Raw genomic sequence first — 14,246 nt, forward strand, 5'->3', positions numbered from 1 at the left:
AGCACGACGTCGGCGGTGCGCCCGGCCGGGAACCGCCCGGAAGGCGATCACCCGTGCACGGTCGTCCCCGTCCGTCCGACGCCCGGCCGAGGTGCCGGGGTGCCGTTCGGGCCGGGCCGGGGGACGTCGCAACGGATGCCGTCGCGGGCGGACTCCGGGCCGTGGGGGCGGGTTCGCGCGGTGGACACGGTGTACGCGACCGTGCCGTCGCAGGGCATCCCGGCGGTGGCGAGGGAGAAGGTGTCCGCGCCCTCCGCTCCGGCCTCGTCGACGTCGACGCTCAAGCCCCGGCCTCTCAGGTTCCAGGCCACCATGAACTCCCCCTCTCGCGCTCAACCCAGGCAAGGCTAACCTAACTCACGAGTGGGGGATACGGGAAAGCGGAATGGGCGTCGACCGACTCGCGCGAGGCGGCCCCACGTCGCATGACTGCCCGTCATATCGTCTCGCGGTCCCACCGATCACCCCCGTCCGTAGCGTCGGCGCACTCACTTGTGAGCCCGCCCGCACCGCCGGGACGGGCCTGTTCCAAGGCGGGGTGGCCCATACCCTGTCCCGGAGGAGTGCGCGGGTGCGATGCTGTGCACAAAACTTCGCGGGGCAGGGGGATGCCGTGGGTACGGTGGGTGCACGTGTGGTCGTCACACCGGACAATTCCCTCTATCGTCGACGGTTGGCGATGTACGGGGTGATCGGCGTTCCCGCACTCTGCTCCCTGGGGGCCATGACCATCGGCGAGTTCGGGGTGAGCTGGCTCCTGCCGTTCGTGGTGCTGATCCTCCTGCCGGTGGCGACCACTCTCGTGATGATGGCGTTACGCTCCTCGATGGCCCAGATCACGGTCATCGACGACGAACTCCGGATCGACAACTCCTTCGGAGTGAACCTCTACAGCGCTCCTCTGGAGTTCCTGACCGCGCTGCACCCGATCACGTTCGGCACCGGCCCCTTCGCCCCCACACCCGAACGCATGGTCATCGCCTCGCAGTCCACCCGGCCCTTCGTGCTCGACCTGCGGCTGTGGCGAGCGGCCGACGTGGAGCGGCTGTCGCGCCGGCTTCGGGACATACCCCTGATGGACGCGCAGACCTTCTCGCCCAAGGAGCTGAAGAGGCAGTACCCCCACGTGCGACTGCCGTGGTGGCACGCCCGCCCATGGGCCACGATCCTCCTGCTGACCGCGTCGACGGTCGCCTACTTCGCCCTCGTGGGCCTGCTGTTCATGTGACACCGGCCGCACATCCAGCCGTCGGCGGAAGCGCCGGCGGCACAGGATGAGCGCACCGGGCACACCCGGGCACCATCGCCCGACGAGACCGGCACGCCGCCCGGACCGAGCGGGGCGGAGCCGGGCCACAGGCCCCGCCGACGGCGGTCCGCGCGACACGCCACACCCTTGATTGACCGTAGCATGTCAAAAATCATGGCGATGTGTCTTGTTGCCTCAAGGCGACCGTGTCTCAATGGGGGACCCACCTTGCTGATGGCTCGTCAGGAAGTTGGTCGGCGCGGCACGCAGCCCCGGCGCGCCGGCAGTCCCCCCACATGAAGGGCAAACATCATGAGGCACGGTTTACGGCGGCTCGGTGTCTGTTCCGCCCTCGCCGCGGGCACGCTCGCTCTGGCCCCCACGGCCGGCGCGGTCGCCCCCACCACCGCCACCATCTCCTTCGACTGCGGCTCGTACGGCTCGGGCAGTGCGACGCTCACTGCCACCCAGAGCGGTACGGCCGCGACCATCAACGTCTCGACGTCCGCCATCACCGCCCCCATCAGTATCGGCGCGAACTCCGTCAAATCAACGCTCACGCTCAGCAACAAGGGCGCAGGCGCGGTGACCTTCACCGGTAACTCCAACCCGGCCATCCCGGCCGGAAGTCCCGTGTCGACGGGGCCGCTCGCCGGGACGGTCGCCCCGGGAGACAGCCTGGCGGCCACATCCCTCAAGGTTGTGGTCTTCGGCATCACCGCGACCTGCAACGCGACCTCCGCGCAGTCGCCCGGCCCGTTCGTGTTCTGACCGGTCCCGACCGGCCGACGTGCCGGATCGGTACAGCGGACCGGCATGTCGGTGCGGCCGGCCGTGCCACCCGTCCTCGGCGGGTGGCACGGCCGGCCTCTTGCGTCAGGAGTGGGTGAAACCGGGCTGTCGCTTGTCGACGAAGGCGGTCATGCCCTCCTTCTGGTCCGCGGTCGCGAACACGGCGTGGAAGAGCCGGCGTTCGAAGCGGACCCCTTCCGCGAGGGTCGTCTCGAAGGCGCGGGACACCGCTTCCTTCGCCATCATCGCGACGGGCAGGGACATCGCGGCGACGGTCCCGGCGACGGCGAGCGCCTCGCCGATGAGGTCGTCGGCGGGTACCACCCGTGAGACGAGACCGGCCCGCTCCGCCTCTGCGGCGTCCATGGTGCGGCCGGTCAGACACATCTCCATGGCCTTGGCCTTGCCCACCGCACGGGTCAGCCGCTGGGAGCCTCCGATACCGGGGATGACGCCCAGCTTGATCTCGGGCTGTCCGAACACGGCGGTGTCGGCGGCCAGCAGGATGTCGCACAGCATCGCCAGCTCGCATCCGCCGCCGAGCGCGTATCCGGAGACGGCCGCGACCGTCGGAGTCCGCAGCGCCCCGAGCCGGTCCCAGGCGGTGAACCAGTCGCTGAGGTACATGTCCATATAACTGTGGGGCCGCATCTCCTTGATGTCGGCTCCGGCCGCGAATGCCTCGGGCGATCCGGTGAGGACGATGCAGCCGACGCCGGGGTCCCGGTCCAGGTCCGCCGTCGCGGCGACGACCTCGTTCATCACCTGGACGTTGAGTGCGTTGAGGGCCTTGGGGCGGTCGAGCGTGAGAAGTGCCGTACGCCCCGTGCGTTCGACCCGGATCGTCCCGTAGGGCTCTGTGGTCATGCGCCGTCTCCTTCCCGGACCGTGTGCGGTGCCGACTTCTCCCTGATGGTTCCGACGATCCCGGAGAAGTCCCGGCCCGTCCCGGCCCCCTCGGCATAGGCCGCGTACACCTCTGCCGCCCTCGCGCCGAGTTCCGCGTGCACACCACCGGCCCTGGCGGCGTCGGCCGCGAGTCCCAGGTCCTTGGCCATCAGCTCGGCGGCGAAGCCGGGACGGTAGGCGCGGTTGGCCGGGCTGCCCGGGACGGGGCCCGGCACGGGGCAGTTGACGGTCAGGGCCCAGCACTGGCCGGACGCGGTGGAGGCCACGTCGAACAGGGCCTGGTGGGACAGGCCCAGGCTCTCGCCGAGGACGAACGCCTCGCTCACCGCGATCATCGAGATACCGAGGATCATGTTGTTGCAGATCTTCGCGGCCTGCCCGGCGCCGGGGCCGCCGCAGTGCACCGCCCGCTTCCCCATGATCGCCAGCAGTGGGTCCGCCTCGGCGAACTCGGCCTCGCCGCCGCCCGCCATGAAGGTGAGCGTGCCGGCCTCCGCGCCGACCACTCCCCCGGAGACCGGGGCGTCCAGCGCCCGCATCCCCGCCGCGACCGCGGTCCCGTGGGCGCTTCGCGCGTCGGCCACATCGATGGTCGAACAGTCGATGAACAGGGTGCCGGGCCGGGCGGCGGCCAACGCCCCCTCCTCCCGGTAGAGGCCCAGGACATGGCGTCCCGCGGGCAGCATGGTGATCACCACGTCCGCCGCAGCGGTTGCCTCCGTCGATGATCCGGCCGGTTCCACCCCGTTCGCCACGGCCGTGCCGCGCAGTTCGGGCATCAGGTCGTGGCCGATGACCCGGTGGCCGGCCCGGACGAGGTTGGCCGCCATCGGGCCGCCCATGTGGCCGAGGCCGATGAAGCCGATCGTGCGCCTGCTGTTCACCACGGCACCTCCTGTGCGGTTGCGGCCAGGTGGAGTCCGCCCCCGGCGGGCCGGGCGAAGTAGCGCGCCACGTCCGTTTCGGTGACCTCGGCCAGGGTGGCCGGTGTCCAGTGGGGGCTGCGGTCCTTGTCGATGACCTGCGCCCGGATCCCCTCCGCCAGGTCGTGCGAGGCGAGTGCGGCGCAGGAGATCCGGTACTCCTGTTCCAGAACACGCTCCAACGGGCCGAGTCCCCGTGCCCGGTGGAGCGCGGCGAGCGTGACCTTCAGCGCGGTGGGCGACCTGTCGGCCAGGGTGCCGGCGCTCTCCGCGGCGGCACGCGAGCCGTGGGCGCGCAGCCGGGCGAGGATCTCCTCGACGGTGGCGGCCCGGTAGCAGGCGTCGATCCAGGGCCGGTGACCGGCCAGTTCGCCGGGCGGCGCCTCCCGCACGTACGCGGGGAGCACATCGTGCACCGGCCGCGCGGCGAGGTCGGCGAGCAGCCGGGGCAGATCCTCGGAGGGGACGAAGTGGTCGGCGAGCCCGCACAGCAGCGCGTCACCCGCGCCGATCCGCGCACCCGTCAGCGCGAGGTGGGTACCGAGTTCGCCCGGTGCGAGGGCGAGCAGATAGGTGCCGCCCACGTCGGGGACGAAGCCGATGCCCGTCTCCGGCATCGCGATCCGGGAGCGTTCGGTGACGATGCGGACGCTGCCGTGCGCGGAGACCCCGACGCCGCCGCCCATCACGATTCCGTCCATCACGGCGACGTACGGCTTCGGGTAGCGGGCGATGCGGGCGTTGAGCCGGTACTCGTCCCGCCAGAAACCGGCCGAGGCCGTGTTCCCGGCGCGCACGTCCTCGTAGATGGAGCGGATGTCGCCGCCGGCGCACAGGCCGCGTGCGCCGGCACCGGTGATGATCACGGTCTCCACCGCCGGATCGTGCTCCCAGGCGGTCAGTGCCGCGTCGATGCGCCGCACCATGCTGTGGGTGAGGGCGTTGAGCGCCTTCGGCCGGTTGAGCGTGAGGTGGGCCGCGCGGCCCTCGGTACGGAGCAGTACGTGCTCCTCGGCGGCGGTCACCGGAACGCCTCCGTCAGTCCGCGGGCCACGATGACGCGCATGATCTCGTTGGTTCCTTCCAGGATCTGGTGGACACGGAGGTCGCGGACGATCTTCTCGATGCCGTACTCGTGCACGTATCCGTAGCCTCCATGGAGTTGGAGGGCGCGATCGGCGACGGAATAGCCGGTGTCGGTGGCGAAACGTTTGGCCATCGCGCACAACTGCGGGGACTGCGGGTCTCCGCGGTCCAGGGCCTCGGCGGCCTGGTGGACCAGGGCGCGGGCCGCGGCGAGTTCGGTCGCCATGTCGGCGAGGCGGAACTGCAGGGCCTGCTGGTCCAGCAGCCGGGCGCCGAACGCCTCCCGGCCCGCGAGATACGACAGGCTCCTGCCGAGGGCGCTGCGGGCGCCGCCCAGGGAGCAGGCGGCGATACCGAGCCGGCCGCCGTTCAGGCCGTTCATCGCGATGCGGAAGCCGTCGCCCGCACGGCCGAGCAGCCGGTCCGCGGACACCCGGACCCCGTCCAGGATCACCTGGCGGGTGGGCTGGGCGTTCCAGCCCATCTTCTTCTCGTTCGGCCCGAACGACAGGCCGGGATCGTCCCGGTCCACGACGAACGCGGAGATGCCGTCGGGGCCCGCTCCCCCGGTGCGGGCCATGACGACGTACACCTGGGAGGCGCCCGCCCCGGAGATGAACTGCTTGACGCCGGTGAGGAGGTAGCCGTCCGCGTCCCGCACCGCGCGGGTGCCGATCGCCCCGGCGTCCGATCCCGCGCCGGGTTCGGTGAGGCAGTAGCTGCCGAGGTCGTCCATGGCACACAGCCGGGGCAGCCACCGTGCGCGTTGCCCCTCGTCGCCATAGGTGTCGAGCATCCAGGCGACCATGTTGTGGATGGAGAGGTAGCCGGCGATGGACGGGCAGCCGGAGGCCAGGGCCTCGAAGACGAGGACACCGTCGGCGCGGGAGAGGCCGCTGCCTCCCGCGTCCTCCCGTACGTACACGCCGCCGAGCCCGAGCCCGGCCGCCTTGCGCAGCGTGTCGAGCGGAAAGTGCTTGTCCTGGTCCCACTGGACGGCATGAGGGGCCAGATGGTCCTGCGCGAAGTCCAGGGTGGTCTCGATCAGGGCCTGTTGGTCCTCGGTGAGCGAGGTCGTGGTCATGGCGCTCATCCCATGGTGGGGAGGGTGAAGCTCGCGCCTTCCCTGGCGCCCGAGGGCCAGCGCGAGGTGACGGTCTTGGTGCGGGTGTAGAAGCGGATGGCGTCCGGGCCGTGCTGATTCAGGTCGCCGAAGCCGGATCGCTTCCAGCCGCCGAAGGTGTGGTAGGCGACGGGGACCGGAATGGGGACGTTGACGCCGACCATGCCGGTGTTCACCCGGCGGGTGAAGTCGCGGGCGGTGTCCCCGTCCCTGGTGAAGATCGCGACCCCGTTCCCGTAGGGGTGCTCGCTGGGCAGGCGCAGGGCCTCCTCGTAGTCGGCGGCCCGTACGACGCACAGGACGGGTCCGAAGATCTCCTCCCGGTAGATCCGCATCCGCGAGGAGACCCGGTCGAAGAGGGAGGCCCCGGCGAAGAACCCGTTCTCATGGCCGGGGAGGGTGAAATCCCTTCCGTCGACGACGAGTTCGGCGCCCTCGGTGACGCCGATGTCCACATGGCGGCGGACCCGTTCGAGGGCGTCCCGGCTCACCAGGGGGCCGAAGTCGGCCTCCGGGTCGTCGGAGCGGCCGATGCGGAGCGTGGCGATGCGTTCCCTGAGCGCGGCGACGAGCCGGTCGGCGGTCTCCTCCCCGACGGGTACGGCCACGGAGATCGCCATGCAGCGCTCTCCCGCGGACCCGTATCCGGCGCCGACGAGCGCGTCGACGGCCTGGTCGAGGTCGGCGTCCGGCATCACGATCATGTGGTTCTTGGCGCCGCCGAAGCACTGGGCGCGCTTGCCGTGGGCTGCGGCGGTGGCATAGATGTGGGCGGCGACGGGAGTGGAGCCGACGAAGCCCAGCGCACCGACCCTGGGGTCCTTCAGGAGGGTGTCGACGGCTTCCTTGCCGCCGTTGACGACGTTGAGGACACCGGGCGGCAGACCGGCCTCCAGGAACAGCTCGGCCAGGCGCAGCGGCACGGACGGGTCCCGCTCCGACGGCTTGAGGACGAACGCGTTTCCGCACGCGAGAGCGGGTGCGGCCTTCCACAGCGGGATCATCGCGGGGAAGTTGAACGGTGTGATTCCCGCGACCACTCCGATCGGGGAACGCAGCGAGTGCACATCGATTCCGGTGCCCGCGTTGTCGGTGAACTCGCCCTTGAGCAGATGCGGGATTCCGGCGGCGAACTCGACGACCTCCAGCCCGCGTTGGATGTCGCCGTGTGCGTCGGCCACGGTCTTGCCGTGCTCGGCCGACAGCATCCGGGCCAGGGATTCGCGCTCCGCCTCGACGAGTTGGAGGAAGCGCAGCAGGACGCGGGCGCGCCGCTGCGGGTTCCACCGGCCCCATTCCTGCTGCGCGCCGGCCGCGTCGGTGATCGCGGCTCCGGTGTCGGCGTGGCCGGCGAGCGGTACGCGGGCCTGGACGGCGCCGGTGTTGGGGTCGTACACGTCGCCGAAGAGGCCGGACGTACCGGTGGTGTGCTTGCCGCCGATGAAGTGGGTGAGTTCACGGACCATGGATGCCTGCTCTCGTCAGGTGAGATCCGGGGATGGCACGGCGGGACGCCGTCGGGCGCACGGGTGGGCGCACCGCCGGGAAGGCCGTGGGACAGCGAACAGCGGGGCCGGGGGCCTCGGAGGTCTATGAGCGCGCGGTGGTTCGGGTGCGCTCCGCCGGATCACCAGGGTCGTGGGTATGCGTACGGACCGGTGCCATGCGTGTCTGCTCCATCCTCGTGGAAAACACGGAACATTCCGCGGCCGGTATCCTGACTCCCGGATCCCCGCGTGCCGCCCGCCTTCCCGGCAGACCTCGCCAGTGGCGTGTGGATGGCAGCACACTCCCCGGTCACAGTGGCGGGACCGTGCCGGATTCACACCGGCTTCCCTGCACCGCGGACCTTGTGCCACGAACATATAGTTGGACGTCCTAGTAAGTCCACCCCTCCTCACCCCGCGTCGCGACCGGCCTCCCGAACGGCCTTCCCGAGCAGCCGGCTTATGCCGTGACCGCGCGCCGGGCGCACCTCGGAACAAGGAGGGACCGGAGCGGCCGGAGGGACCGGAGCGACACAAGAGGGCGCGTGGCCCACGCGGTGGTGAACGGGCGACGTCCGCTCCTCCAGGCGCGCGGGACACCGGCGTGCGCGAGCGGTCACCCGCCTCGCGGAATCCTGACGCGGACAGCCCTCAGGCGGCCGTCGCCGCAGCCGCCCCGGGGGTCAGGGCCGCGTATTCCAGGGGCGCGGACGGATCGATCGACACATCGAGGGGGGCGGGCTCCGCTCCCGCTCGTACGAGGAGGTCGCCGACAGCCGCGATCATCGCGCCGTTGTCCGTACACAGGGTCATCGGAGGTACGCGCAGTCGCACGCCCGCGGCCGCGCACCGCTCCTCGGCGAGCGCGCGCACCCTTGAGTTCGCGGCCACACCACCGACCACGACGAGGGTCCCGACGCCGTGGTCCCGGCAGGCGGCCAGCGCCGTACGGGTCAGGACGTCCGCGATCGCCTCCTGGAGCGAGGCCGCGCCGTCGGCCACCGGCAGCTCACGGCCCCGGTGCCCCTCGGCCCAGCGCGCGGCGGCGGTCTTGAGACCGGAGAAGGAGAACGCGTACGGGTCCTCCGTCCGACCGGTCAGCGGGCGGGGGAAGGCCACCGCGCGCGGATCGCCTCCCCGGGCGGCGCGGTCGATGGCCGGGCCTCCCGGATACGGCAGACCGAAGACCCGGGCGACCTTGTCGAAGCACTCGCCGGCGGCGTCGTCCAGGGTGTCCCCCAGATGCGTGATCGGGTCGCGGGCCAGGTCCCGCACGAGCAGCAGGGAGGTGTGCCCGCCGGAGACGATCAGCACCACAGACGGGTCGGGCAGCGGGCCGTGCTCCAGCGTGTCCGCGGCGACATGCCCCGCCAGGTGGTGCACCCCGTACAACGGGGCGTCGATCGCGTAGGCCAGGGCCTTCGCGCCCGCGAGGCCGACCTGGAGCGCACCGGAGAGGCCCGGTCCCGTGGTGACGGCCACCGCGTCGATGCCGGACAGCCGCAGACCCGCCTGGTCGAGGGCCTGCCCGACGACGGGGGTGAAGGCGTGCAGATGCGCCCGTGCGGCGATCTCCGGTACCACGCCGCCGAACCTGGCGTGCTCGTCCATGCTGGACGCCACCGCGTGAGCGAGCAGACGTCCCCGGGAGACGATCCCCGCGCCCGTCTCGTCGCACGACGACTCGATCCCCAGCACAATGCGCCCCGCTGCCACCGGCATCTCCTCCACCCAGGCTTTTCGCACACCCAGTGTAGTTGCAACAGATGTGCAATAAGGCGTCGGGCCGGAACGGTTCCGCGAGGGGCCGACGATGCGTGGAGAGCGGGGCAGCGGCCCGCGGCACGCCCCTTCGGCATGACCCGTGGGGGCGGATCCCGTGTCTCATGTCACGTTCCGGATGGTGAACATCGGCGCACCGGAAGTGGCCCGCCCTCTACTCTGGCGGTGCAGCTGGTTCGCCCTGTCCGCCAGGCAGACGCGTCGTAAGAGGGAACCCGGTGGGAATCCGGGACTGCCCCGCAGCGGTGAGTGGGAACGACCGCCGTCATACGCACTGGATCCGGTCGGATCCGGGAAGCGACGGCCACTAGGAATCTGCCCCGGCAGATGCGCCCACGAGTCCGAAGACCTGCCCGTTGCCCGCACGCGACCCCTCGTGTGCGGATATCCCGGTGACCTCGTGGGCGGGTCGGCGTACATACCAGACGGAACTGCACGCCGATGGCGTACACCGGGTCCGTCCGGTTCGTCACCCCTTCGCGTCCGTGTCCCGTCTCCGGGATCTCAAGGAGTCATCTCGCGAAGGAGATTTCCGTGACAACCCAGCCCGCAGCCGCGGCAGCACAGGCCACCGTGTACGGCTACCCCCGCCAAGGCCCGAAGCGGCAGCTGAAGAAGGCCATCGAGGGCTACTGGAACGGCCGGATCACCGCCGACGCCCTCCGGGAGACGGCGGTGGGCCTGCGCCGGTCCAACTGGCGGCAACTGGCGGATGCCGGAGTGCACGAAGTGCCCACCGGCGACTTCTCCTACTACGACCACGTCCTGGACACCAGCGTCATGGTCGGTGCTGTCCCCCGGCGGCACCGTGAGGCCGTCGAAGCCGACGCGCTCGACGGCTACTTCGCGATGGCGCGCGGGACGCAGGACGTGGCACCGCTGGAAATGACCAAGTGGTTCGACACCAACTACCACTACCTGGTACCCGAGTTGGGCCCGGACACCGTCTTCACCGCCGACTCCACCAAGCAGGTCACCGAGCTGAAGGAAGCCCTCGCGCTCGGGCACACCGCCCGCCCGGTGCTCGTCGGCCCCCTCACGTATCTCCTGCTCGCCAAAGCCGCCCCCGGGGTGGCGGCCGGCTTCGAACCGCTCACCCTGCTCGACCGGCTGCTGCCGGTGTACGCGGAGGTCCTCGCCGATCTGCGGGCCGCCGGCGCGGAATGGGTGCAGTTGGACGAGCCCGCGCTGGTCCAGGACCGCACCCCGGCCGAACTGAACGCCGCCTCCCGCGTCTACCGTGACCTCGGCGGCCTCACCGACCGCCCCAAGCTGCTCGTCGCCTCCTACTTCGGCCGGCTGGGCGAGGCCCTTCCCGTCCTGGCGAAGGCCCCGGTCGACGGCCTGGCCCTCGACTTCACCGATGCCGCCGCCGCCAACCTCGAAGACCTCGCCGCCGCCGGCGGGCTTCCCGGCAAACGGCTCGTCGCTGGTGTCGTCAACGGCCGCAACATCTGGATCAACGACTACGAGAAGTCGCTGGCCACCCTCGCCACCCTCCTCGGCCTCGCCGGCCGGGTCGACGTCGCGGCCTCCTGCTCCCTGCTGCACGTCCCGCTGGACACGGCCCCGGAGAGGGACATCGACCCTCAGATCCTTCGCTGGCTCGCCTTCGCCGAACAGAAGACCGCGGAGGTCGTCACACTCGCGAAGGGCCTGACACAGGGCACGGGTGCCGTCACCGCCGAGATCGCCGCCAACCGGGCCGACCTCGCCTCCCGCGCCCACTCCCCCATCACCCACGACCCCGCCGTACGGGCCAGGGCCGCCGCCATCACCGACGCCGACGGCCGCCGCTCCCAGCCGTACGAGGAGCGTGCCGCAGCTCAACGGGCGCACCTCGGGCTGCCGTTGCTGCCGACCACGACCATCGGCTCGTTCCCCCAGACCGCCGAGCTGCGCACGGCCCGCTCCGACCTGCGCGCGGGCCGGATCGACACGGCCGGTTACGAGGAGCGGATCAAGGCCGAGATCGGCGAGGTCATCTCCTTCCAGGAGCAGACCGGCATCGACGTCCTGGTCCACGGCGAGCCCGAACGCAACGACATGGTCCAGTACTTCGCCGAGCGGCTCACCGGCTACCTCGCCACACAGCACGGCTGGGTCCAGTCGTACGGCACGCGTTACGTCCGCCCGCCGGTCCTGGCCGGCGACATCTCCCGCCACGAGGCGATGACGGTGCGCTGGACCTCGTACGCCCAGTCCCTCACCGACCGCCCGGTCAAGGGCATGCTGACCGGGCCCGTCACCATGCTCGCATGGTCCTTCGTCCGTGACGACCAGCCGCTCGGCGACACCGCCCGCCAGGTCGCCCTCGCCCTGCGCGACGAGGTCGACGACCTCCAGGCGAGCGGCACTTCGGTCATCCAGGTCGACGAACCCGCCCTGCGCGAGACCCTGCCCCTGCGCGCGGCGGACCACGCCGGTTACCTCGACTGGGCCACCGAGTCGTTCCGCCTCACCACCGGCGGCGTGCGTCCCGACACCCAGATCCACACCCACATGTGCTACGCCGAGTTCGGCGACATCGTCCAGGCCATCGACGACCTCGACGCCGACGTCATCAGCCTGGAGGCCGCCCGCTCCCATATGCAGGTCGCCCGCGAACTCGCCGCCCATGGCTACCCGCGCGAGGCGGGCCCCGGGGTGTACGACATCCACTCCCCCCGGGTGCCCGGCGCGGACGAGGCCGCCGCCCTGCTCCGCAAGGGCCTGGAGGCCATCCCCGCCGAACGGCTCTGGGTCAACCCCGACTGCGGACTGAAGACCCGCGGCTGGCGAGAGACCAGGGCATCCCTGGAGAACCTGGTCGCCGCGGCCCGCACCGTCCGCGGTGAGCTGCCCTCCGCCTGACCCGAAGGTGCCCAAGGGGCCGGGGCGCGCCGACCGGCTCCCCGGCCCCTACGGGCACCCCGGCCGCGGCACGGCGGACAGCGCACGACAACGGAGGCGAGGACGGGATTCGGGTCAGGGCCGGAGCGTGTCGTCGTAGCGGCGCCGGTTGTCGCCGATCTCCTTCCGGTGCGAGGCAGCCCATTCACCGAAGGCGGTGGCGGCATCCAGCAGTGTCGAGCCGAGTCCGGTCAGGGTGTACTCCACGCGGGGAGGAACGCTGGCATAGACGGTGCGGGTCAGCAGTCCGTCCCGTTCGAGCTGCCTCAGCGTCAGTGTGAGCATCCGCTGCGAGATGCCGGTGACGGCGCGGTGGAGCTCACCGAAGCGCAGCGTGCGGTCGCGGAGCCGGCCGATGACCAGGATGCTCCACTTGTCGCCGATCACGCCGAGGATCTGGAGCACCTGTCGGCATGCTTCTTCCTCGGTCTCGCCTCGCTCGTGCCCCTCGGTCCTGGCCGCCGACGAGCTGTCCGGGATGGAAGGCAACGGTTACCTCCGTGTGCGTGACTGACAGCAATGTGCCGTCTTGTCCCTCTCCTCGTAGTAACGAAGCATGGGGCTACGAACAATACGTAAGTATTGGGGCTCGGGCCGGTGTTACGTCCGACGCTCCGGTCGGGAAGGAACCTTGGTGGCAAAGACACTGATCGTTGTGGGTGCGGGCCCGGGGCTGGGGATGGGGGTGGCCCGTGCGTTCGGCCGCCATGACTTCAGGGTCGGACTGATCGCACGTACCAAGGCGAAACTGGACGCCCTGGTCGCTGAGTTGACCGCGCTGGGCGTCACCGCCGCGGCCTTCCCCGCCGACATCCGCGACCGCGAGGCCCTCGCCGCGGCTCTGACCGCGGCGAGGAGCGCGCTGGGTCCGATCGACGTCCTGGAATACAGCCCCAGCCCGACCGGGGCCATCACGCACGCCGCCGCGACCACGGTCGCCTCGGCCACCGCACAGTTCGAACTGCACGCACTGGGAGCCGTGACCGCGGTGCGGCACGTGCTGCCGGAGATGCGCGCCCGTGGCAATGGCACGCTGCTGCTCACCACGGGCGTCTCCTCGACGGTCCCGGCTCCCTTCCTGGCCAACGTCGGCATGGCCATGGCCGGGCTGCGGAACTGGGCACACGCCCTGCACACCGAACTCGCTCCGGAAGGGGTCCACGTCGGCACCGTGACCATCGCCCGCGGCATCGTCCCCGGTGGCGGTGAGGCCGACCCCGACGTCATCGGGGCCCGGTACTACACCCTGTATCAGCGGCGGGACCGTGCCGAGGAGATCATCGGCGACCTGGACGCCTTCCGGGCCCTCGTGGACCAGCGGGTCCACGGGGCGCCGGACGCCGCAGGCTCCGAAGACGGTGCGCACACTCGGCAGGCATGAGCCCGCTCCGTCCGGCCGGTACGCTTCCGGGGTGACGCAGCACCCCATGCCGGACGAACGGCGTCCCGCGAACGACGGGCCGAAGGCTGCCGCCCGCAACCGGGCCGCGCTGGTCGCCGCCGCGCGGGAGATCTACGCGGAGTACGGGCTGGACGCTCCGCTTTCCGCGATCGCGCGCCGGGCCGGGGTCGGGCAGGGCGTTCTGTACCGGCATTTTCCCGACCGGGCCGCCGTGGCGACCGCGGTTCTGGAGGAGAACGTGCGGCAGGTCGAGCAGGCAGCCGCCGCCCAGGACGCGACGTTGGCCGACGCCCTCGGTGTCATGACGTGGCACCTGACGGAGTCGGCGGCATTCATCGGCCTCTTACACGTCGATGGAGCGGCCGGCCGATCCGGCATCCGCGCCCACGCCCTGGCGCTCTCCGAGCGGGTCGAGCGCGGCCTGCGGGGGCACCTGACGGACGGTCACCGGCTGGGTGCGGCGGACGACCTCATGCTCGCGGTCGCCATGGTCTCCGGCGCCGTCACCGGCCCGACCCGTGAGGAGCGGGAACGCCGGGCCCTGGCCGCCTGGCGGCTGCTCGGCGTCGAGGTGGGACCGGTGCGGCCCTTCGACGGGTGA

General features: G+C 71.3%; 13 protein-coding genes and 2 riboswitches. Of the genes, 5 read left to right on the forward strand and 8 right to left on the reverse strand.

Annotated features, from left to right (window positions below):
* Positions 1-47 precede the first annotated feature (47 nt).
* Entirely contained in the window at positions 48-284 is a 237-nt protein-coding gene (locus OG251_RS05105; protein ID WP_326675966.1) for a hypothetical protein, read from the reverse strand.
* 389 nt (positions 285-673) lie between these two features.
* Between OG251_RS05105 and OG251_RS05110 the strand changes: the two genes are divergently transcribed.
* Positions 674-1,228: a hypothetical protein gene (locus tag OG251_RS05110; protein ID WP_326675967.1), complete on the forward strand. Its 555-nt coding sequence runs from the start codon at positions 674-676 to the stop codon at positions 1,226-1,228.
* A 333-nt stretch (positions 1,229-1,561) separates the two neighbouring features.
* The gene (locus OG251_RS05115) at positions 1,562-2,020 is read left to right on the forward strand and encodes a hypothetical protein (protein WP_326675968.1); all 459 of its coding nucleotides are present in this window, start codon (positions 1,562-1,564) and stop codon (positions 2,018-2,020) included.
* Positions 2,021-2,125: 105 nt separating this feature from the next.
* On the opposite strand, the gene OG251_RS05120 is transcribed toward OG251_RS05115, so the two are convergent.
* From OG251_RS05120 to tsaD, 6 genes are all read right to left on the reverse strand, one after another.
* Positions 2,126-2,908, reverse strand: a complete 783-nt coding sequence (locus tag OG251_RS05120; RefSeq protein WP_326675969.1) for an enoyl-CoA hydratase — start codon at positions 2,906-2,908, stop codon at positions 2,126-2,128.
* Positions 2,905-3,834, reverse strand: coding sequence for a 3-hydroxyisobutyrate dehydrogenase (gene mmsB / locus OG251_RS05125; protein WP_326681160.1), 930 nt, complete (start codon positions 3,832-3,834; stop codon positions 2,905-2,907). Before mmsB ends, OG251_RS05120 begins: the two co-directional genes overlap by 4 nt.
* Entirely contained in the window at positions 3,831-4,898 is a 1,068-nt protein-coding gene (locus OG251_RS05130; RefSeq protein ID WP_326675970.1) for an enoyl-CoA hydratase/isomerase family protein, read from the reverse strand. Before OG251_RS05130 ends, mmsB begins: the two co-directional genes overlap by 4 nt.
* Complete coding sequence (locus OG251_RS05135) at positions 4,895-6,043, reverse strand: acyl-CoA dehydrogenase family protein (protein WP_326675971.1); 1,149 nt, start codon at positions 6,041-6,043, stop codon at positions 4,895-4,897. Before OG251_RS05135 ends, OG251_RS05130 begins: the two co-directional genes overlap by 4 nt.
* Positions 6,044-6,048: 5 nt before the next feature.
* Positions 6,049-7,548, reverse strand: coding sequence for a CoA-acylating methylmalonate-semialdehyde dehydrogenase (locus OG251_RS05140; RefSeq protein ID WP_326675972.1), 1,500 nt, complete (start codon positions 7,546-7,548; stop codon positions 6,049-6,051).
* A 224-nt stretch (positions 7,549-7,772) separates the two neighbouring features.
* A riboswitch (cobalamin riboswitch) is annotated at positions 7,773-7,957 on the reverse strand.
* Positions 7,958-8,220: 263 nt separating this feature from the next.
* Entirely contained in the window at positions 8,221-9,291 is a 1,071-nt protein-coding gene (tsaD, locus tag OG251_RS05145; RefSeq protein WP_326681161.1) for a tRNA (adenosine(37)-N6)-threonylcarbamoyltransferase complex transferase subunit TsaD, read from the reverse strand.
* A gap of 215 nt (positions 9,292-9,506) precedes the next feature.
* A riboswitch (cobalamin riboswitch) is annotated at positions 9,507-9,722 on the forward strand.
* Positions 9,723-9,885: 163 nt separating this feature from the next.
* Here tsaD and metE point away from each other — a divergent pair.
* Complete coding sequence (gene metE / locus OG251_RS05150) at positions 9,886-12,204, forward strand: 5-methyltetrahydropteroyltriglutamate--homocysteine S-methyltransferase (protein ID WP_326675973.1); 2,319 nt, start codon at positions 9,886-9,888, stop codon at positions 12,202-12,204.
* A gap of 114 nt (positions 12,205-12,318) precedes the next feature.
* On the opposite strand, the gene OG251_RS05155 is transcribed toward metE, so the two are convergent.
* Complete coding sequence (locus tag OG251_RS05155; protein WP_442818308.1) at positions 12,319-12,732, reverse strand: winged helix-turn-helix transcriptional regulator; 414 nt, start codon at positions 12,730-12,732, stop codon at positions 12,319-12,321.
* Positions 12,733-12,877: 145 nt separating this feature from the next.
* On the opposite strand from OG251_RS05155, the gene OG251_RS05160 reads away from it, so the two are divergent.
* Both OG251_RS05160 and OG251_RS05165 read left to right on the forward strand, forming a co-directional pair.
* The gene (locus tag OG251_RS05160; RefSeq protein ID WP_326675974.1) at positions 12,878-13,624 is read left to right on the forward strand and encodes an SDR family NAD(P)-dependent oxidoreductase; all 747 of its coding nucleotides are present in this window, start codon (positions 12,878-12,880) and stop codon (positions 13,622-13,624) included.
* Between the two features lie 31 nt (positions 13,625-13,655).
* Positions 13,656-14,246, forward strand: a complete 591-nt coding sequence (locus tag OG251_RS05165) for a TetR/AcrR family transcriptional regulator (RefSeq protein WP_326675975.1) — start codon at positions 13,656-13,658, stop codon at positions 14,244-14,246.

It is taken from the genome of Streptomyces sp. NBC_01237, assembly GCF_035917275.1.
In the GTDB taxonomy this organism is placed as follows: domain Bacteria; phylum Actinomycetota; class Actinomycetes; order Streptomycetales; family Streptomycetaceae; genus Streptomyces.